Below are 20,857 nucleotides of genomic sequence, written 5' to 3'. Positions count from 1 at the left end.
GAACGTGCGCGAATACCGCGAACCAGACTACGACGGTAACGAGCTGCACGCTGACGGGCCGCGACTCCCGCGGACTACACCTACGGGCTTCGGCGCGTGGTGTATCCCCGCAGTCCGTTGAGAGGCAGTTGGTGCTCGGCGACCACCTCGTCGACCGAGCTCTCGGACTCCTCGACGCCACCACTCGATTCGGCTCCGTCGACCGCGCCCCGCACTTCTTCGGAGCTGTCGACCGAATCGGATGCACCCGGTCCGTCCGAGTCCGCAGCTACGGCAGGCTCTTTCGGTGCTGTCGGGGGTGTGGACACGCGCGGAGCTCCGGTCGCGTCGATCGTGCTCGAACCGTTCGCAGCACCGGTTCCGTTGGTCGACCCCGACCGTCTGGATGTGCCGGTTCCGTTCGTGGTGTCGGTGTCGGCGGTGTTGTCGGTAGGTATGTCGAGGCGGGGCATCGTCCACAGAGACAGCACCGAATCATGCCGAACGGGTGCGTTCGTTCGTGTCGCAGCCTCGAAAGCCCCGGAATCGTCGAACTGCGAGGACTCGAGCGGTACCGGTGTCCAGGTCTCCTCGGACGCCGTTCCGCCTTCCGCACCAACGGCACCGGGCTTGATTCCCAATCGCGCGAGGGTGAACCACAGACTGTCGAGAGCACCGTCACGATCGAGGTGGTACTCCGATTCCCGCACGCGCCAGAACGTCCACCCGCATCGCTTGAGTTCCTGCTCGCGTTGCAGATCCGCCGATCGTTGCGCGGGGGTGGTCGAGAACGAATCGACGTCGCATTCGACGGCGAGGCGAGAGGACTCCCCCGTGACGACGAGCGCGATACGCCGATTGTTCACTTCGACACCGGGATTGACGTGGAAGCCACGCTCGACGAGGTCGTTGAACAGCTGCTGTTCCAGCAGCGTCTCGAACGGGGCTTTCCTGATCTCGCGCGAGACGTTCTGGGGCATCGGATCGGCGGGAGCGGGTGAGACCGACGTGACGTAGCCGAGCAGAGAGTTACGCAGGTCTGCTCGTTTGAGGCGATCGACGGTGACCGAATGGAACAGCCACAACTGATCCTGCGCCCGCGACGCGGCCACGTTGAACCGACGCTTGTACTGGTTCGAGGTCAGGGTGGCGAAGTTCTGATCCGGTGCCACCACCATCGACAGGAACACGACGTTGCGCTCGTCGCCCTGGAAGTCCGGTGGCGTGCCCACTCGCAAGCGGCGTTGTTCCCACTGCTCGATGCCGATACGTTTGATCAGCTCGTTGCGAATCTCGTCGACCTGCGACTGCCCCTGCAGCACAACGACTCCGAAGGTCAGGTCGTCGTACGCCGTATCGGCGAGGCACTCGGATATCTGCTCGGCGATGGCGATGGCCTCGGTACGGTTGACGAGCGAGGCGTTCTTTCCGGTGACCGTCGCCCCGCGAACGTACGTGTGCCGAAGCGGCGGCAGTCGATCGGAACCGAACTGCCGCACCGGCACGAGTGGCGAGTCTCCGTAGAACTGCTGACTCGACCAATTGATGATCTCCGGCATCGAACGGAAGTGCTCTCGTAGTCGCACCACCTGACCGAACCGGGTGCGTAGCATGGAGAACAGACTCGACCGCGGTGTCAGCGTCGCCCGCACGTGCTCCGGTAGATCCGGGAGATATACATCGAGGCGGTCGAACACGTCCTCGAGCGTGCCGGCCTGAGGGACATCGGCGGGCGCGCACTGCCGGTCGTCTCCCACCACGATCACCCGAGGCGCGAGGTACAGCAGGAACAGGCTCGTGATGTCGGCCTGGCTGGCCTCGTCGACGATGACGACGTCGAAGCTACCCGGCACCGGCGGAATCGACGCGAGCACCTGGGAGAGCGGCATGACCCAGGCGGGCACCGCGCTCTGTGCCTCTCGCATCGCCGATCGTGCTGCGCTGCGGTAGGTTTCGGCGTACTTGCCGGCACCCGAACCGATACTGGAAATGTGCTCGCGGTAAGTCTGCAGTGCGCGAACCTCGACGGCCGTCATCCGCTGCAGGCTGTTGAGCCAGGCACTCGCGGCAGCGAGACGCGTCGTGAGATAAGCGATATCGACATCCGCGGCGGCCAACTCCGCTTCGAGTTGCTGCTCGAGACCCCCGTGGTGCTGCTCACCGACCCATTCGCGCGCGCGACGCCACGCCCACGCCTTGGACAGCTGCCAACTGAGCTCGTCCCATTCCGGGTCTGCCGCGGTGTCCTTGACCAACTCGAACAGGGCCGGCGCGACTGCCGACAGTGTGGCCGACATCGACTCGAGCAGCAGCTGATTCTCCTGCTCCGCGCAGGCCTGAGCGTAGGCGGAGACCGCGCCTGCCAATTCCGCAGGATCGGCAGCGCCGAGGGCCGTCACCAGGTTCAGACCTTCGGGGGACGGTCCCGCGTCGATACGAGTGGCCACCGCGAACTGCAGAGCGTCCAGCTCGGCGCGGGCGATGTCGATGTCGACGCGCGCGGAGATGGCCGCAGCGGCTCCGGCTATCTCCTGAGCTTCGGCGAGGCTTCGGATCCACGGCGCAGCAGGCGACACCGTGTAGAGCCGGTGTACCAGCGCGTCACGAGCGGCAACCACTGCCGCTACGGAACGGAGCCGATCGGCGATCTGCGCAACGGTGTTGACGCGAATCGATCGAGGGCCGTCGAGGGGGACGACGATCGCCAGGTCGGACAGCAACACCGCCGCCGTCTGCACGGTGTCGAGAGCCCGAATGTGTTCCGCGACAAGCCGAGCGGCCATCGCACTCGTCGCCGGTTGCCCGTCGACGGTGGCGACGATGCCGAGAGCTTCGACGGTCTTCTGCTCCTCGCTACGCCGAAATCGCGGCTTCCATTCGATTCCCGATTCCAGCGCAGCTGCGAGCGCATCCATAGCTTGCAGAGTCGCAGCAGACGTGGACGAGCACTGCACGTCGTGCGCGCCGATGTACCGGTCGGACGCTGCGGCAGTGGCAACGAGGTCGTCGATTCCGCTGACCCGCGACCACAGGTGAGACGCTTCGCCGGACAGCACCGAGTCGGTCACCCGCGCATACGTGGCATCGAGCTCCGCGACCACTCGCACGCGAGCCGCCAATTCCTCGCAGAGAGAACGGATGTCGGACGAGACGGCAGGTTCGACGCCGCCCAGCAACGTGATCAGGTCGGCAGCCAGCGGCGGGACGGCGTCTATCGACGTGTGCACACGTCGGCACAGCGCTGCGAGTTCGGCCGAATTCGGCAGCATCGTTTCGGGACGCGGCAGCACCTGGCGCGATCGTTGCTCGCGGGCACCGTCGGAGGTCGCAATCAGCGCTCGGAGTTGGTCGACCTGGGCACCGTCGAACGGTGGCCGGTCGGCGAGCAACGGCCCGGGCAGCCACTCGTGGGCGCCTTCGGCTGCTTTGACCTTACGTACGATCGACGCCACCGTGCCGTCGTACCCATCCGAAACATATTCGTGCACAACGGTTTCGGATTCGCGAAGGGCGCTGACACGGTTCAGCAGTTCTGTCCGACGAGCGAGCGCGGCCGCGCGGCGGGTGGTGAGCGCGTCGATCTTCTGCTGCTCACTGGCTTCGTCGAACGAGGTCTTACGCTCGGCGATCTTGGCGACGCTGCGATTCAACTCGTCCGAACCACCACGGGAGAGGTCGGTGATCGAGACGCAGAGCTCCTGCAACTCGGGCGGCAGCTTGTCGCGCAGGACTCGCAAAGCTTGTGACTTTTCACTAGTGACCAGAACCCGCTGACCTCGCGCCAGCAGCCCGGACATCAGGTTCGCGATGGTGTGGGTCTTCCCCGTCCCGGGCGGCCCTTCGACGACCACACCGCTGTCGCGTCCGAGTCGTTCGATGATCTGCGACTGCTCGGCGTTGGCCGGCAGCGGAAACAGCGGATCTTCGGCCAGCGCCGCTGACGCGCCGGCTCCGGTCCGTTCGAGCCATGCCATGCGATCGGCCGGCTCGATCGCGTCGACCAATTGCGCGAGGCCCAGCGGAACCGGTGAGTCGGCGGCGTCGAGATCGGCGATCATCTGCTCGTAGTACTCGACCAGCGCGAACGAGTCGCGGGTTCGGAGCACGAGTGCGGGTGAGACCGTCAGCGTTCGATCGTCGTCGATGTACGCGAGAGCTCCCGGGGGCCCGAGGCGATCGAGCACCTCGATCTCGTGACGGGGAACTCGCGTCGCCCATTCGCGCAAGAATTCTTCGACGCCCTCACCGAGGGGCGAGTCGACGTTGCCGTGCAGCTTCTCGGCGAGGGCCACCGAGCCGGAGGTATCGAAGTCCTTCGATCCGGTGAGCAGCTGGCCGTCCTCGAGACGCGGGGCACTACCGGCGACCAGTCGAACCAACAGGTCGCCGGTCCGCACATCACGTTCGATTCCGGCCGACTGGGTGAGGAGGTGAGTACGCACGCTGCGCTGGGGGTCGGGGTTGCTCGACGTCAGCAGACCCGACGCCACCACCAGTTCGATCGACTCGGGGCGCGAGGCGAGCTCTTGCATCATCAGTTGCAATGCCTGGTACAGCGCTGCCTTGGGCCGCCGGTCTCGATCTTCCTGAGCCCACTGCTTCCAGGACTCCGAGTACTGCTCGAAAGCCTTCTTGATCTCGTAGGCCTTGCGAATATCGAAATCGGCGTCGGACTCCTGCGCCTCGCCGCGACGACGTGATGCCGCCGTCGACGCGTCGGCGAGCTCGATCTCGCGGTAGCGACTGTCACCGACGACCTGGGGATCGAGCCAACCCGTCAGAAGCGCCGGTGGCTCGGGCGGGTCGTCGACGGCAATGCGCGGCGCCCGAAGTACGACCCCGCCCTGGCCGGCCTTCGGGTCGAGACGAACCGGAATCTCACCGGAGTACAGCCACTCGACCTGGACATGATCGTCGAACCTCAGGACCGGATTCGACCGCGCCTCGACTATCTCGCGCAGGAAGCGCAACAGGCGCGCAACCCTGCTCTTGAGCTCGTCGTCGTATTCACGACCGGTAGCCGCTGCAGCCGTCACAGTTTCCCCACAAATGCTCGAATGGCCGTCCCGCCAGGGGACAGTGCTTACGCACCCGCGTCACAGTAGCCGTTGAAAAGCAGTTGTTCACCGGGGTCCGAGCACACAGAATGCGTTCTAGTGTTCGGTCACAAAGACCGACTCGGTTGCTTGGAACGACAACAGAAAACGCGGCCCGTCCGGACACGCATGGGCCGACGATCGCAGGAGCGTCGCATGCGCAAGCTGGTCTACTACATCGCCGTCACACTCGACGGATTCATCGCCGCGCCCGACGGCACCTACGACTGCTTCGCGACCGAGGGTGATCACCTCGAGGCCATCGTGACCGAGCTGCCCGAGACGCTGCCGGTGCACGTCCGCGCCGCACTCGGCATCGATGCCCCGCCGGCGCGGTTCGACACCGTGGTGATGGGCCGGGCGACCCTGCAACCCGCACTCGACATCGGCATCACCAGCCCGTACCCCCATCTGCGGCAGTACGTGCTCTCCCACACGTTGCCTGCCGCGACGGACGCGACCGAGCCGATCGTCGGCCGGAACCCGATCGACCTGATTCGAGAACTCAAAGCCGAGGACAGCGACGCCGACGTGTGGCTCTGCGGCGGCGGCCACCTCGCGGGGCAGCTCGTCGACGAGATAGACGAGCTGTTTCTCAAGGTCTATCCCGTCGTGCTCGGCCGGGGAATCGGGCTGTTCGCGCCCGAGACCGGACCCGAGCCGCCGATCGCACGACGGTTCGAGCATCTGCACTCACGCCAGTTCGACAGCGGCGTGCGGTTCACCCGGCTGGTTCGCCCCGACGGCGGTGAGCGATGACGTATAAAGACTGAATGCCTGCCGCACCGGTGTCCGAAGGGGAGCAGCCGACTCGCCGGCCGACGACCCAGCGCGGACTACGGACCCGATCCGCACTGGTGGCAGCCGCCCGACGCGTGTTCGAGGACAGCGGCTACCTCGACTCCCGGCTGATCGACATCACCAGAGCCGCGCACTGCTCGGCTGGGACCTTCTACACGTATTTCACCAGCAAGGAAGAGATTCTGGCCGCGGTGCTCGAACAGGCCAGGGACGACATGCTGCACCCCGGCACGGAACGGGTGGACCCGCACGACGATCCCGCTGCCGTGATCGCAGCCAGCAACCGGGCGTACTTCGAGGCATATCGGCGCAACGCCAAGCTGATGGCACTGCTCGAGCAGGTCTCCAACATCGATCCCGACTTTCGCCGCCTACGCCGCGAACGCGCCGACGCGTTCGTTCGACGCAACGCACGCAGTATCGAGAGCCTGCAGAAACGCGGCGTGGCGGATACCGACCTCGATCCCCTGCTCGCCTCCCGCGCGTTGTCGTCGATGATCAGTCGTCTCGCGTTCAACCACTTCGTCGTCGACGCCGAGGACGGCAATCCCGACGCCGACTACGAGGCGCTGCTCGCCACTGCGACGAGGCTGTGGGTCAACGCGTTGCGGATACCGGACAAGAGCGTCGGACACACCGGATGAACGCCTCCTCGGCAACCTGCTGCTCGTCCGAAACCGCCTTCGTCGACCTGTACCCGTCGGTAATGTACTCGCCGGTAGCCAGAGATGGTGAGGAATCACGAATTATGCGTCCCGACAACGCTACTCGTGAGTACGAATCCGATGTGAGGCAGAGCAAAGAAAATGTCCAGTACGGAATGTGTTGTCACAGAATTGAATTGGCTCGTTCGTGATCAATCACACTCACCCCGAACGCCGTTGGCACGGCACAGGGCCCGGTTGCCGCTAGAATAAGTCGACCGGAGTGCTGCATGGGCGCAGGACCGGAGCCTGCGGAACGACCCGACAACCATCAAACGGACATGCCCAGCCGGACCCACCTCCCATCGAGTGCACCGACGCGATGTGCGCCTACACCGAGCGAAGAGAGATACGTTGTTCAAGCGGATTGCAGTAGTCAACCGAGGCGAGGCAGCAGTACGGCTGATCCGAGCCGTCCGAGAGCTCAACGCCGAACACGATTACGGCATCCGCACCGTAGCGCTGCACACCGAGGCCGAGAAGCGGGCCATGTTCGTCCGCCTGGCCGACGAAGCGGTCACGCTGCGTAAGCCGGCGAGCGGTTCGGCCTACCTCGATTACGGCGTGCTGGAAGCGGCACTGGTGGAATCCGGGGCCGACGCCGTATGGGTCGGCTGGGGCTTCGTCGCCGAGGACCCGACGTTCGCCGACCTGGTCGCCCGCTTGAACATCACCTTCATCGGCCCGTCCGCGGACGCGATGCGCCTGCTGGGCGACAAGGTCGAGGCCAAGATTCTCGCCGAGAAAGTCGGCGTTCCCGTCGCACCGTGGTCCGGCGGCCCCGTCGAGACCCGCGCCGACGCCCGTCGGCACGCCGCGGCGATCGGCTACCCGTTGATCATCAAGGCCCGCTCGGGCGGCGGTGGCCGCGGTATCCGCAAGGTCTTCCACGAGGACGAACTCGAACTGTCCCTCGAACGCACCCAGGGTGAGGCCGAGCGCTCGTTCGGCGACCCAGTCGTATTCCTCGAGCGTCTGGTCACCGATGCCCGGCACGTCGAGGTCCAGGTCATTGCCGACAGTCACGGCAACGTGTGGGCCCCCGGTGTGCGCGACTGCTCGATTCAGCGCCGCAACCAGAAGGTCATCGAGGAGTCCAGCTCTCCGCTGCTGACCAAGGAACAGTCCGATCAGCTGCGCACCGCGTCGGCCGAGCTGGTCAAGGCCGCCGGATATCAGGGCGCGGGCACCGTGGAGTACCTCTACCAGCCCGAGCAGAAGATCTTCACGTTCCTCGAGGTCAACACCCGCCTGCAGGTCGAGCACCCGATCACCGAATACACCACCGGCATCGACCTGGTGAAGCTGCAGATCCTCGTCGCGGACGGCCAGGCACTGCCCGGCGACTGCCCGCCCGAGTTCGGTCACGCCGTCGAGGCCCGCCTCAACGCCGAGGACGCCGACAACGGCTTCGCACCGGCCCCCGGCACCGTCGAGCTGCTCAAGTTCCCCCTCGGCACCGGCATCCGCGTCGACACCGGCATCGCCCAGGGCGACGTCATCCCACCCGACTACGACTCCATGGTCGCCAAGGTCATCGCCTGGGGCCGCGACCGCAGCGAAGCGCTGGCGAGACTGCGCAACGCACTGCGCGAGACCACGGTCGTCATCGACGGCGGCACCACCACCAAGTCGTTCCTGCTCAGCCTGCTCGACCGCGAGGAAGTCATCTCCGCCTCCGCCGACACCGGCTGGCTCGACCGCACCGAAGCCGGTTCCCAGGTGGGGCCGACCGCCGTCGCCGACATCGCCATCATCGCCGCAGCGATCGACGCCTACGACGCCGAAGAAGGCCGCGAACGCACCTCGTTCCTCAACTCCGCTCGCGGCGGCCGCCCACGCGCGACACACGCCATCGGCCGCACCGTCGAGCTGAACTACCAGGGCCAGGCCTACAAGCTCGAGGTCGGCCAGACCGGAACTCACCGCTACAGCATCGAAAGCGACGGCATCGGCGAACTGCAGGTCGACGTCGAGCGCCTCGGCACCTACGAGAGCCGCCTCGTCATCGGTGACCGCCGCTACCAGGTGGTCACCGTCGCCGGAGCCGCCCACTTCCTCGTCGAGGTCGACGGCATCAGCCACCAGATCTCCCAGGACGAGGCCGGGTTGGTCCGCGCGCCTGCACCCGCTGTCGTCGTCGCCGTCCCGGTCGCCGTCGGCGACGAGGTCGAAGCAGGACAGACCCTCGTCGTCCTCGAATCGATGAAGATGGAAACTGCCGTCCGGTCCCCGTACGCGGGCACCGTGCGTGAGGTCCTGGCCTCGGTCAACGGACAGGTCGACGCAGGAGCTGCACTGCTGCGCGTCGATCAGGCAGGAGAACAGAAAGTCTCCGAGCAGGCACCTCGGGTGCAGTTCCGTGGCGTCGACGACGCCGCGCAGCGCTCGCCGCAGCGTCGCGCTCTGGACCGGCTCGACGAACTTGCCGCCCTCATCACCGGCTTCGACGTCAGTGGTGCCCGGGCTCGAAACCTGTTGTCCACCTACGAGACTCTGCGTGCCGAGGTGCCACGCGACGATTCGGAGCTGGTCACCGCCGAACTGGCGTTGCTGAACACCTTCGCCGACATCTGCGAGCTCTCCCGCAACCGTCCGACGATGGACGAGGAGAACAACGACGAGCGAGTCCACTCCCCCCGCGAGCACTTCCACTCGTTCCTGCACTCGCTCGACGCGGACGTACAGGGTCTGCCGGAGTCGTTCCGCGCCAAGCTCACTCGCGCGCTCGCGCACTACGACGCTGCCATCGACGAGGGCCGAACCCCGGCTCTCGAAGAGGCCGTCTACCGCGTCTTCCTCGCCCTGCAGCGCATGGAGAACCAGGTTCCGGTGATCGCGGCGCTGCTCGGCCACTGGCTCAGCGACTCCTCAGCCCAGCCAGAGGCCACCCCGGCCATGGCCGAGGTACTCGAGCGCCTCATCGGTGCCACTCAGGCCCGCTACCCCGTCATCGGCGACGTCGCCCGCAACCTGCGCTTCCGGTTGTTCGACGAGCCGCAGATCCGGATCGCCCGCGAGAAGGTCTACGACGGCGTCCGCGGCAGCCTGCAGTACCTCGCCGAGAACCCGGACGCAGCCGACTACTCGGCGCGTGTAGCAGCTCTCGTGGCGACACCGGAACCGCTGATCGAGCTTCTGGCACAACGGATCACCGAGCCCGGTGCTCTGCTCGAGGTGATCACCCGTCAGTACTACGAAATTCGCACCCTCGAGGATGTCAAGGCCTTCGACCGCGACGGTAAGCACTTCGTCACCGGCAACTTCGAGCTCTCGGGCGAACGACTGCATCTGATCTCGACCGCGACGGACTTCGACTCCCTCGCAACGACTCTCGACGCCGTCGAGGACATCGCCGGCCCGTCGCCGGAAAACCTTGCCGTGGACCTGTACCTGTCGTGGCCGGACGCCCCCGCCGACGGCGACGTGCTCTCGGCCCGACTGCAGGAAGTTCTGGCCGCCCACTCCGGCTCCGGCCGCTGGCGCCGGGTCACGGTCACCGTGTTCGGCGCGGTCACGCGAAAGATGACGTACCGCCGCACCACGGTCGAGGGATCCGAGCCCCTCGCCGAGGACACCATCATCCGGGACATGCACCCACTCACCGGTCAGCGACTCGACCTGTGGCGACTGAAGAACTTCGACGGAGTTCGCCTGCCCGCCAGCGCCGGGACCTACCTGTTCCACCTGACGTCCAAGGCCAACCCGTCCGACGAGCGACTCGTCGCCCTCGCCGAAATCCGCGGCATCACAACACAATTGGACGACGCCGGAAACATCGTCGCCGTGCCGGAGATCGAACGCACCGTCGCAGCCTGCCTCGACGGCATCCGCCGCGCACAGGCCGGACGCGGCAAGAAGCGTCTCGACGCCAACCGCGTTGTGCTCTACGTCTGGCCGGTACTGAACGTGCCCGCCGACCGCATCGCCACCATCGCCCGGCACATCGCGCCGCTGACGATCGGTGCAGGACTCGAAGAGATCACCCTCATCGCTCGCCTGGCCGAAACACCGGGCGCGACCCCGCGCGAGGTGGCGCTGCGCCTGTCGTACCGGTCCGGTGCCGGCATCGTCGCCAAGGTGACTCCGCCGCCGACCGAGCCGATGCGCCCGCTCGACGAATACACCCAGAAGGTGCAGCGGTCCCAGGCCCGCGGCACCGTGTACCCGTACGAGCTGATTCCGTTGCTCAGCAGCAACGGTGGCACGTTCACCGAGTACGACTTCGACGCCGACGGTGTGCTCGCCCCGGTCGATCGTCCCTACGGCCGCAACTCCGCGGGCGTCATCGTCGGTGTGGCCACCACCCCGACCGCCAAGTACCCCGAGGGCATCACCCGCGTCGCACTCTTCGGTGACCCCACCAAGGCGCTCGGCACCGTCGCCGAGGCGGAGTGCTCGCGGATCGTTGCGGCCATCGACCTCGCCGAACAACTCGGGGCTCCCGTCGAATGGTTCGCATTATCCTCCGGCGCAACGATTTCCATGGAATCGGGCACCGAGAACATGGACTGGGTCTCGCGCGGCCTGCGCCGCATCATCACCTTCACCCAGGCCGGCGGCGAGATCAACATCGTCGTCGCGGGCATCAACGTCGGCGCGCAGCCGTACTGGAACGCCGAAGCCACCATGCTCACCCACACCAAGGGCATCCTGGTGATGACCCCCGACAGTGCGATGGTGCTCACCGGAAAGCAGTCCCTGGACTACTCCGGCGGCGTCTCGGCCGAGGACAACTTCGGTATCGGTGGCTACGACCGCGTCATGGGCCCCAACGGCCAGGCGCAGTACTGGGCACCGAACCTGCGAGCCGCATGCGACATCCTGTTCGCTCACTACGATCACGCGTATGCCGCACCGGGAGAACGCTTCCCACGCCGTGCAGCCACCGCCGACCCGACCGAGCGTGACGTACGCACCTACCCGCACGTGCACCCGTCGAGCGACTTCACCACCGTCGGCGACATCTTCTCCTCGGTCACCAACCCGGACCGCAAGAAGCCGTTCGACATCCGCACCGTGATGCGCGCCGTGGTCGACCAGGACCACTCGGTGCTCGAGCGGTGGGCCGACATGGCCGACGCCGACACCTCGGTGGTGTTCGACGCCCACCTCGCCGGAATCCCGGTCAGTGTGATCGGTATCGAATCGCGAGCCATCCCCCGCAAGGGCTGGTTCCCGTCCGACGGCCCCGATCAGTGGACCTCGGGAACCCTGTTCCCGAACTCGTCGAAGAAGACGGCACGCGCCATCAACGCCGCCAGCGGAAGCCGGCCGATCGTGGTGCTGGCCAACCTCTCCGGCTTCGACGGATCACCCGAGTCGCTGCGCAACATCCAGCTCGAATACGGAGCCGAGATCGGCCGCGCCATCGTCAACTTCGACGGACCGGTCGTGTTCTGTGTCGTCTCGCGTTACCACGGCGGCGCGTTCGTGGTGTTCTCCGGAGCACTCAACGACAACATGGAGGTCCTCGCAGTGGAGGGCTCCTTCGCCTCCGTACTCGGCGGTGCCCCGGCAGCAGCCGTGGTATTCACCCGCGACGTCAACGCCCGCACCGCAGCGGACGCCGACGTCAAGGAGCTCGAAGCACGACTGAACGCAGCCGAGGACGACGCCACCCGCTCGGCACTGCGCGTCGAACTGGCCACCGTGCGAGCTAACGCCCGCAACGCCAAACTGGGTGAGGTGGCAGCCGAATTCGAGGCCATCCACAACATCCAGCGCGCACAGAGCGTCGGATCGGTGCACCACATCGTCCCCGCCGCCGAACTACGCCCGCAGCTGGTCGCCGCCGTCGAACGCGGAATGGCGCGGTCGTTGGCGAAGTAGGGCTCAGGCTCCACGCACACGCGCGCGCGTTTGCTCGATGCGAGCGGAATGGTGAACGATTCCGCGAGCGTCCGGCGAACGCGCGCGCGTTTGATGGTTCAGGGGGTTTGTCGGTTGGGGGTTCAGTGCAGGGCGTGCGCTACCAGTAGGTCACGTCCGTTGCGACGACACCGGTGCATTGACCGGTGAAGATGGTCACCGCGCAGGCCTCCCAGAGCCGCGACAGCATCTCGAAACCGCCCAACGCACCGCTCGCGCTACCGGTGCTCGCGCTTCCGGTATCGGCCACCGCGACCGCTGGCGACGCTATGGCGATGACGGCAGCTCCCAACACAACAGCAATACGACGCTTCACGCAGTTCTCCTCTGTTCTTCCATCGGACATATCTGCTCGACACGCTAACCTCGCGCCCGAATTGTCACCATCGTCCGAACGAACGATTCTGAGCGTCAGAGCTGGAGTTCTCGGGCGCTGGCGAATCGCCGCTGTTCGCCGGTGAGCGGGTCGATGAAGTCCAGTGCCCGGGCCAGGAGCTGCAACGGCCGAGTGAAGTCGTCGGCGGGAGTCGATGTGTACACCGGATAGTACGGATCGTTGACGATGGGAATCCCCAACGACGACAGATGGATTCGCAGCTGATGGGTCTTACCCGTCTTGGGGAAGAGTCGATAGCGGGCGAGGTCGCCGAGAGTGTCGATGAGCTCGATTCTGGTCTCACTGTTCGGCTCCCCCGGCTCCTCGTACGCTGTCATGACACCGTGTTCCTTCAGGATCCTGCTCTGTACGACGCGCGGAAACTGCAGTGCTGCATCGAAACCCGCGACGGCCTCGTACTCTTTGGCGACGTTGCGCGTCGAGAAGAGTTCCTGATACGGCCGTCGGGCATGCTTGGTCTTGGTGAAGAGCAGCACTCCAGCGGTGGCGCGATCGAGTCGATGCGCGGGCGTGAGGTCGGGGCAGTCGAACTGCTTGCGCAGCCGCACGGTCGCGGTTTCGGTGACGTGCCGACCACGCGGGATGGTGGCGAGGAAATGTGGCTTGTCGACCACCAACAGGTCGTCGTCCTCGTGCAGGATGCCGATCTCGAACGGCACCGGAACCTCATGCGCCGGAACACGATAGAAGTACACCTGGCTACCGGCGCGGTAGCGAGTGTCCAAAGTTATGGGCCGACTCTTCTCGTCCACCAGTTCGGCGTCGCCGATTGCCCGACGCCAATCGTCTTCGGGCATCTCACGTTCGAGATATTCGACGATGGTGTCGGCCGAATCACCATGCGGTAGAAGCAGTCTCAGTGGTGCGAGACCGTCTCGAAAAGGCAGCATCACTCAGGCGCAGTCGAGACAGATCAACCGAAGCCCGCGGCCGGCATCACCGTCGAAGTCCTGGTACCGGGACGTCGGATTGCCGCACGCACTGCAGCGACCGATGACGGCGGTGTGGTCGGAGAAGTTCTGCGCCATCCGCTTGTCGAAGACGAACAGCGAGCCCTCCCACAGGGCATCGTCGCCGAAAGTCTCTGCGTACCGAATGATTCCGCCGTCGAGCTGGTAGACCTCCTCGAAACCGCGGGCCACCATCAACGAGGACAAGACCTCGCACCGCACTCCCCCGGTGCAGTACGTGACCACCGGGGTTTTCTTCAGATGGTCGTAGGCACCGGAATCGAGCTGCGAGACGAAGTCCTTCGTCGTCTCGACGTCGGGCACCACCGCGTTCTTGAACTTGCCGATCTGCGCCTCGAACGCGTTGCGGCCGTCGAAGAAAACCACGTCGTCGCCGCGGGAATCGACGAGCTCGTGCACCTGCTGCGGGCTCAGATGAGTGCCACCGCCGACCACGCCGTCGGCGTCGACCTTCAGTTCCCCGGGGGCACCGAACGTGACGATCTCGTCGCGCACTCGCACGCTCAATCGCGGGAAGTCGTTGCCGAGCCCATCGGACCACTTGATGTCGGCCGACTTGAAGGCCGGGTAGCTGCGGGTGCCGCGGACGTACCTCTTGACGTCGTCTACGTTGCCGCCCACCGTCGCGTTGATGCCGTGTTCGGAGATGAGGATGCGTCCGGTCAGATTGTTGGACGCGGCCAGAGTCTGCTGCCACAGCCGGATCGCCTCGGGATCTGGCAATGGAGTGAACACGTAGAACAGGACGATTTTCGGTACAGCCACGCCGTCCAGTATGGCGGGTCAGCCCCGTGGCGGTGCCGCCGCCCGAAGCCGCTGGGTGCCGGAGTCGACGGTGAAGCCCGCTCCCCAGTACACGCCGGTCCGCGGATCCTCCTTGGCGGTGAGGAACCAGTGGTCCATCCGAGCCGCCGTCTTGGTGACCTCGAAGACGCCGAAACCGTGACTGTCAAGGTCGACGAACTTCACGTGCTGGTTGAGCGCCTTGAACGCTTCCTCGGCGACCCGGCCCAGCGTGTGCGGCGGAGTGTGCGTCAGATCGTCGATGTTGGCCGAGCTCACCGAGGTGACGACGAGCTCGGTGGCAGCCGGTTCCGTCGTTGCATAGTGCGCTGCGTCGAGGGGTACCTCGCAGGCCCAAGCGGAGTGGATGTCGCCGGTGATGAAGACCGTGTTGTCGACGCCTGCGTCCACGATGGCACCGAGCAGCTTGCGGCGGTCGGCCGTGTAGCCGTCCCAGGGATCTGCGTTGTAGGGCAAGCCGCCCTCCGGGATTCCGAGGAGCGAGGTGACGGCCCTGGCTGCGTCTCGATCGAGCGGTGGGATCAGAGTGGGCGTGATCATCACCGGGTTGCCGACGATCTTCCACTGCGTCGGCGACGAGACGATGCCGTCGGTGAGCCACTGCATCTGCTCGGCACCGGTGATGGTGCGGTTCGGTGAATCGACCTCGGGGCCGTTGAACGGCAACACCTGCTGCGAGCGGTAGGTGCGCAGGTCCAGCATCGAGAGTTCGAGCAAGTTGCCGAACCGCAGCCTGCGGTACAGGTGACGGTTGGTGGCAGTGCCTGCTGCGCGGACCGGCATCCACTCGTAGTAGGCCTTCTCGGAGTTGGCCCTACGCGTGTACCAATCGCCCTCGGTGGCCGGCGTGTGGTTCTCGGCACCGCCGTCGTAGGCGTCGTTGGCCGACTCGTGGTCGTCCCACGTGCAGATCCACGGCACGTCGACGTGCGCTGCTTGCAGATCCGGGTCGGACTTGTACTGACCGTGACGCTGGCGGTAGTCGGCAAGGGTGACGATCTCGTGGGTGGGCGAATGCTGTCGGACGACGCCGTCGCGCCCCGGAAAGCCGCCCGTCTCGTACTCGTAGATGTAGTCGCCGAGATGGACGATGGCGTCGAGGTCTCCCCTGGCTGCCAGGTGGCGATAGGAACCGAAGTAGCCCGATTCCCAGTTGGAGCACGAGACGACGCCGAAACGCATCGCATCGATGTCGGCATCGTTGGCCGGGGCGGTGTGCGTGGTCCCGACGGCCGACGCCGCGTCGTTCGTGCGGAAATCGTAGAAGTACGTGGTGTCTGCGCTGAGGCCGTCGACGTCGACTTTCACGGTGTGATCGGTATCGGGGCCGGTGGAAACGGTTCCGGAGGCGACGACGCCACTCATGTCTACGTTCCGGGCGACGCGCCAGGTGACCGATACCTGCGGGCCGACGCCGGAGCCTGGGGTGGCGTCGGGCGTGGGGGTGATGCGGGTCCACAGAATGATCGCGTCGGGCAACGGATCTCCCGATGCCACCCCGTGCAGAAAGCCTCGGTCGCTGCCTTGGGCGTGGGCGACCGCGGGCAGTGTCGTGACGACTCCGGCCACGGCAACGGCCACCGACGACGAGCGAAGAAACGTTCTTCTGGACAGCGCAGAATCAGCGGGCATCGGGTCAGTCCATGCGATGGATCGTCGGTGGTCAAGTAAGGCGCGCCTGGGTCGGCCACAGTGTTCACCAGCCGGCCATGCTGCGGACGCTGGTTTGCCGTCGTCGCTGCGGGAGAACACTCCGAGAATGGACGCTCTGTGGTTGTTCGGTGATCAGCTCGGCCCGCACTTCCACTCCGTGGACGAGCATGCCGAGCGAGACGTGCTGATGATCGAGTCCCGGCGCGTGTTTCGACGCCGGCGATACCACCGACAGAAGCTCCATCTCGTGCTGTCGGGGATGCGTCATCTGGCCGACGAGCTGGGTGATCGCGTCACTTATCTGCAGACCGAGACGTATCGCGAAGCCCTGGCCGAGTACGGCAAGCCCGTGGTGGTGTTCGAGCCCACCTCGCATGCGGCGGAGATGTTTGTCGCTGCCTTGCACGAGGAGGGTCTGGTCTCGGAAATTCTGCCGACGCCGATGTTCGCGCTCCCCCGGGCCGAGTTCGCCGACTGGGCGGCCGAGCGCGGAACCTTTCGCATGGAGACGTTCTACCGCGAGCAGCGCAAAAGATTCGATGTGCTGATGGACGGTGCCGACCCAGTCTCTGGCAAATGGAACCTCGACGCCGAGAATCAGTCGCCACCCCCGAAGGGTCGGCTGACCCTGGGCGTGGAAGAACCGTGGTGGCCGACCGAGGATGCCATCGACGACGAGGTGCGTGCCGATCTCGATTCGTGGGAGCTGGACACAGTCGGAGTCGACGGGCCACGAGTGTTCGCGGTAACTGCCTCCGAGGCCTCGGAAGCGTTGTCGCACTTCATCGATTACCGCTTGGACGACTTCGGCAAATACGAGGACGCAGTGATGGCCGACGACTGGACGATGTCGCACTCGCTGTTGTCGGTCCCGCTCAACCTCGGTCTGCTGCAACCGTTGGACGTGGCGCACGCCGCCGAGGACGCCCATCGCGACGGCACCCCGCTGGCGAGCGTGGAGGGTTTCGTTCGGCAGATCCTCGGCTGGCGCGAATACGTGTGGCACCTCTACTGGCATATGGGGCCGGAGTACCTCGAACGGAACAAACTCGAAGCCCATGAGCCACTACCGGATTGGCTTCTCGAGTTGGACGGCGATGCGGTGGTGGCGAAATGCCTCTCCAGTACCGTCGACGGCGTACGCGACCGCGGCTGGGTGCACCACATTCCGCGGCTGATGATCCTGGGAAACTTTGCGCTGCAACATGCCTGGGACCCACGAGCGCTGACCGAGTGGTTCGCGACGGCTTTCGTCGACGGGTTCGCCTGGGTGATGCCGGTGAACGTCATCGGCATGAGCCAGCACGCGGACGGCGGAGTGATCGCCACCAAGCCCTACGCTTCGGGTGGGGCGTACCTGAACCGCATGACCGACTACTGCGGCACATGCGAATTCAATCCGAAAAAGAGGCTGGGTGACGACGCCTGCCCCTTCACCGCCGGCTACTGGGCCTTCGTCCACCGACACCGCGAGATGCTGGCACTGAACCACCGCACCGCGCGACAGGTGTCGTCGATGAACCGATTGAACGACCTCGAGCAGGTGCTGGAACAGGAACGTCAACGCGAGGTGTACTGACGCGCCCCGGCAAATTGTGCACGGCCGGACCCTGTCGAGTGGTCTCTGTTGGTATCGACTGCGCAACGCGCACCACTATTACTGAGGCGCTGACACGGGAGCCGGCCGTGTTCCACAGCTCCTGTCGCCGCAGAATGGCGGTCTGGTGCGATCGTCGGGGAGATCGAGCCTCTACCACGGACCACTGACAGGTTCCGTATCCCGAATCCTTCTGCACAGCAATAGTTTTCGATTGCACCATCATTGCGCATCGAACACCCGTTCGATACACTTCTTCCTATGACCACGGAGATCTGGCAACTGAGCGAAGCAGAACTGCTCGCCGACGCTGCCGCGGTCTCCCACGACATCCAACTGCTCGAAGCACGGCGGATTGCTCTGGTCGCCGACATCGACACCCGCGTGAGCCGGGAGAAGCTCGGCTTCCCCGGGCCCGCCGGTTGGCTCACCTCCACCACCCTGCTCACCCCCAGCAAAGCCACCAAGATCGTTGCCCTCGCCCGCGGACTGAAGAACTTCCCCGACATCGCCGACGCCGTCAACACCGGCGTCATGTCCGTCGACCACGCCGCCCTGATCCTCACCTTCGCCGAAACACCACCGAAGAACCTCCCGCAAGAGGGTCGCGATATCGCCCGCACCGCGATGATCACCGCCGCCACCGGGCCTGGGGCACGCACCGACAAGATCCGTGAAGCGATCACCAAACTCGAAGACACCTACGGCAGCGACAAGCCGCCCCCTGAGGACACCGACCGCAACGAACTCTTCGCATCGAAGATGCTCAACCAACGCCTGTGCCTCAAGGCCGACTTCGATGCCGTCACCGCGGAAAAGCTCGTCACCGCACTCTCACCGCTGACCGAACCTCGGCCCGCAGCCGACGGCACCCCCGACGAACGCAGTCCTGCGAGGCGACGCGCCGACGCATTCGGGCAGATCCTCGACCACTACCTTGCTACCAAGGATCGCCCCACCGAGGGCGGCGAAAGACCGCACATCAACCTGCACATCCGGTTGCAGGACCTCCAGAACCTGAGCGGTCAGAACACCGACGACATCACCGACGACGAAACCACCCGCGCTGCAGCAGAATCCGACAACGCCGATCCAGCCGACCCGGTGGACATCGACGCCGGCAACCCGATCCACTCCGACCCAATACGATCCGACCCGACCGAGTGGGACGCGGCGGATGAACTCGAGACCTACAGCGCTGCCGGACCGAGCCAGGATCGCGGTGCGTATCGGGACCTGTTCGGCGACGGCACGTCGGTCGGGTGGCTGCCGTGGATGGGCCCGCTCTCCCGCAACACCTCTCGCCAACTCGCCTGCGATTGTCTTCTCACCGCCATCGTCATGGACGAGAACGGCAACCCACTCAACCTCGCCCGCACCGCCCGCACCGTCACCGCAAAACAGAAACGCGCCCTCACCGCCCGCGATCACGGCTGCGCGTTCCCCGGCTGCGGCAAACCCGCCGCCTGGACCGAAGGCCACCACATCTGGCACTGGACCGACGGCGGACCCACCGACATGAACAACCTCGTCTTACTCTGCGGATTCCACCACCGACTCATCCACCACAGTGACTGGGAAGTGTTCATCGGCACCGACAACCACCCGTGGTTCGTCCCACCCGCCACGGTCGACCCCTACCGACAACCGAGACAATCCCACGCCCGAGCAGGCCCTCACATCGCATAGCCGCGCAAACGCACCAGCCCCACACAAACGCACCAGCCCCACACCGAGAACACGGTGCGGGGCTGGAAGAGATTGTCGAGCTGGGTGTTTCGATCAGACACTGCATGCTTCCTGCGCATGTACACGACCTGCGTGAAGCCAATCCTGTTCGTCTCCGCTCCGATCGAGCGACCGGTGACCTACTTCGCGTCGAGCTTCGCGACCGCCTCGTCGATCATCGGCACGTATCGTTCGAGTGCCCACGGCACTGTCAGCGGGTTGATGATCGACGACCCGGTGACGAAGGACTGATCCGTCGGCGCAACGACCGACCCACGGGACACGGCCGGAATCTGCTTGTACGCAGGCTGATTCTCGGTGTCGGTGCGATTCTGGGGATCCGAGTAGAAGGTGAAGATCAGGTCGGAATCGTTCAGCAGATTGGCATTCTCTAACCCGATGACCGATGAGTCGGTGCCCTCGGTCTCGTCGAGCGTGTTCACCACCGGATCGACCTGCAGCCCGAGTCCGCGCACCATCGCGACGCGCTGCTCGTCGGCGAGGAACACTCCGAGCGTTCCGGGGCCGGTGTTGTAGATGTACGAAAAACTCACGTCCGCGTACTCGGGGTGCTGGGCGGCAGCGTCGGCGAAGCGGTTCTCGATCTTGTCGATCTCCTCGGCCGCCTTCTGCTCCTCGCCCATGGCCTTGCCGATGACGGTGATCTGGTCCTGCCACGTCGTGGTCCACGGCTTCTCCTCGTATGCGACCACCGGGGCGAAGGCACTGAGCTTGTCGAACTGATCCTGCGTGACGCCCGACCACGGTGCCAGAATCAGATCCGGTTCGAGAGCCGCGACGGCCTCGATGTTCAATTCGGTTCCGCCCGTGAACTGCTGGGGAAGCTCGGCACCCAACTCGGTGACCGCGTCGTGCACCCACGGGAGGTAGCCGGTGTCGTCGGCACCCCAGGAATACTCCTCGACGCCCACCGGGACTGTACCCAGCGCAATCGCCGTCTCTGCCGAACCCTGCCCGAGCGTCACGATGCGCTCCGGCTTCTCGGTGATGATGGCCTGACCCAACGCCGAATCGATGGTGACGGCCGCGAAGTCGCTGCCCGCCTGTGGTTCCTCCGCGGTATCGGTACTCGAACACGCGCCGACCACAAGGGCCGACACCGTGAGCGCGGACAGCAGGGTTGCGCGGCGAGCAGTCCGTCGGCCGGTCGGTGAAACAAAGAACATGGTTACCTTTCGACAAGCAAAGGGAATTTAAAGTAACCCTAGGCTAACCTCTCATCCGGATTCAAATGC

General features: G+C 65.3%; 11 protein-coding genes. 5 read left to right on the top strand and 6 right to left on the bottom strand.

Annotated elements, in window-relative coordinates; genetic code table 11:
- Positions 1 to 80 precede the first annotated feature (80 nt).
- Positions 81 to 5,015 (bottom strand): AAA domain-containing protein, encoded by a 4,935-nt coding sequence (locus J1M81_RS06945; RefSeq protein WP_206497808.1) that lies wholly within the window; start codon positions 5,013 to 5,015, stop codon positions 81 to 83.
- A 216-nt stretch (positions 5,016 to 5,231) separates the two neighbouring features.
- Here J1M81_RS06945 and J1M81_RS06940 point away from each other — a divergent pair, with 216 nt between their 5' ends.
- From J1M81_RS06940 to J1M81_RS06930, 3 genes are all read left to right on the top strand, one after another.
- Positions 5,232 to 5,834, top strand: coding sequence for a dihydrofolate reductase family protein (locus J1M81_RS06940; RefSeq protein ID WP_206497807.1), 603 nt, complete (start codon positions 5,232 to 5,234; stop codon positions 5,832 to 5,834).
- A 14-nt stretch (positions 5,835 to 5,848) separates the two neighbouring features.
- Positions 5,849 to 6,520: a TetR/AcrR family transcriptional regulator gene (locus J1M81_RS06935; RefSeq protein WP_032371643.1), complete on the top strand. Its 672-nt coding sequence runs from the start codon at positions 5,849 to 5,851 to the stop codon at positions 6,518 to 6,520.
- Between the two features lie 414 nt (positions 6,521 to 6,934).
- Positions 6,935 to 12,412, top strand: coding sequence for a carboxyl transferase domain-containing protein (locus J1M81_RS06930; protein WP_206497806.1), 5,478 nt, complete (start codon positions 6,935 to 6,937; stop codon positions 12,410 to 12,412).
- A gap of 139 nt (positions 12,413 to 12,551) precedes the next feature.
- Here J1M81_RS06930 and J1M81_RS06925 read toward each other — a convergent pair whose 3' ends face one another.
- From J1M81_RS06925 to J1M81_RS06910, 4 genes are all read right to left on the bottom strand, one after another.
- On the bottom strand, positions 12,552 to 12,767 hold the full coding sequence (locus J1M81_RS06925) for a hypothetical protein (protein ID WP_032371644.1): 216 nt from the start codon (positions 12,765 to 12,767) through the stop codon (positions 12,552 to 12,554).
- 95 nt (positions 12,768 to 12,862) lie between these two features.
- The gene (locus J1M81_RS06920) at positions 12,863 to 13,738 is read right to left on the bottom strand and encodes a pseudouridine synthase (RefSeq protein WP_206497899.1); all 876 of its coding nucleotides are present in this window, start codon (positions 13,736 to 13,738) and stop codon (positions 12,863 to 12,865) included.
- Between the two features lie 3 nt (positions 13,739 to 13,741).
- Positions 13,742 to 14,584, bottom strand: coding sequence for a rhodanese-related sulfurtransferase (locus J1M81_RS06915; RefSeq protein WP_206497805.1), 843 nt, complete (start codon positions 14,582 to 14,584; stop codon positions 13,742 to 13,744).
- Positions 14,585 to 14,602: 18 nt separating this feature from the next.
- Positions 14,603 to 16,255, bottom strand: a complete 1,653-nt coding sequence (locus J1M81_RS06910) for an alkaline phosphatase (RefSeq protein ID WP_206497804.1) — start codon at positions 16,253 to 16,255, stop codon at positions 14,603 to 14,605.
- 127 nt (positions 16,256 to 16,382) lie between these two features.
- Here J1M81_RS06910 and J1M81_RS06905 point away from each other — a divergent pair, with 127 nt between their 5' ends.
- Positions 16,383 to 17,855 (top strand): cryptochrome/photolyase family protein, encoded by a 1,473-nt coding sequence (locus J1M81_RS06905; protein WP_032375473.1) that lies wholly within the window; start codon positions 16,383 to 16,385, stop codon positions 17,853 to 17,855.
- Between the two features lie 279 nt (positions 17,856 to 18,134).
- Positions 18,135 to 19,562 (top strand): HNH endonuclease signature motif containing protein, encoded by a 1,428-nt coding sequence (locus J1M81_RS06900; RefSeq protein WP_206497803.1) that lies wholly within the window; start codon positions 18,135 to 18,137, stop codon positions 19,560 to 19,562.
- A gap of 179 nt (positions 19,563 to 19,741) precedes the next feature.
- On the opposite strand, the gene J1M81_RS06895 is transcribed toward J1M81_RS06900, so the two are convergent.
- Positions 19,742 to 20,788 (bottom strand): iron-siderophore ABC transporter substrate-binding protein, encoded by a 1,047-nt coding sequence (locus J1M81_RS06895; RefSeq protein ID WP_052061705.1) that lies wholly within the window; start codon positions 20,786 to 20,788, stop codon positions 19,742 to 19,744.
- Between the last annotated feature and the right edge of the window lie 69 nt (positions 20,789 to 20,857).

The organism is Rhodococcus sp. KRD175, assembly GCF_017168275.1.
GTDB classification, from domain to species: Bacteria; Actinomycetota; Actinomycetes; order Mycobacteriales; family Mycobacteriaceae; genus Rhodococcoides; species Rhodococcoides fascians.
This window is presented reverse-complemented; position numbering and strand designations above follow the sequence as displayed.

Bases quoted from the DNA above. Each gene is read 5' to 3' on its own strand.
- J1M81_RS06940 (WP_206497807.1), top strand. From the start codon at position 5,232: ATGCGCAAGCTGGTCTACTACATCGCCGTCACACTCGACGGATTCATC.
- J1M81_RS06935 (WP_032371643.1), top strand. From the start codon at position 5,849: ATGCCTGCCGCACCGGTGTCCGAAGGGGAGCAGCCGACTCGCCGGCCG.
- J1M81_RS06920 (WP_206497899.1), bottom strand. From the start codon at position 13,738: ATGCTGCCTTTTCGAGACGGTCTCGCACCACTGAGACTGCTTCTACCG.
- J1M81_RS06910 (WP_206497804.1), bottom strand. From the start codon at position 16,255: ATGCCCGCTGATTCTGCGCTGTCCAGAAGAACGTTTCTTCGCTCGTCG.
- J1M81_RS06905 (WP_032375473.1), top strand. From the start codon at position 16,383: ATGGACGCTCTGTGGTTGTTCGGTGATCAGCTCGGCCCGCACTTCCAC.
- J1M81_RS06900 (WP_206497803.1), top strand. From the start codon at position 18,135: ATGACCACGGAGATCTGGCAACTGAGCGAAGCAGAACTGCTCGCCGAC.
- J1M81_RS06895 (WP_052061705.1), bottom strand. From the start codon at position 20,788: ATGTTCTTTGTTTCACCGACCGGCCGACGGACTGCTCGCCGCGCAACC.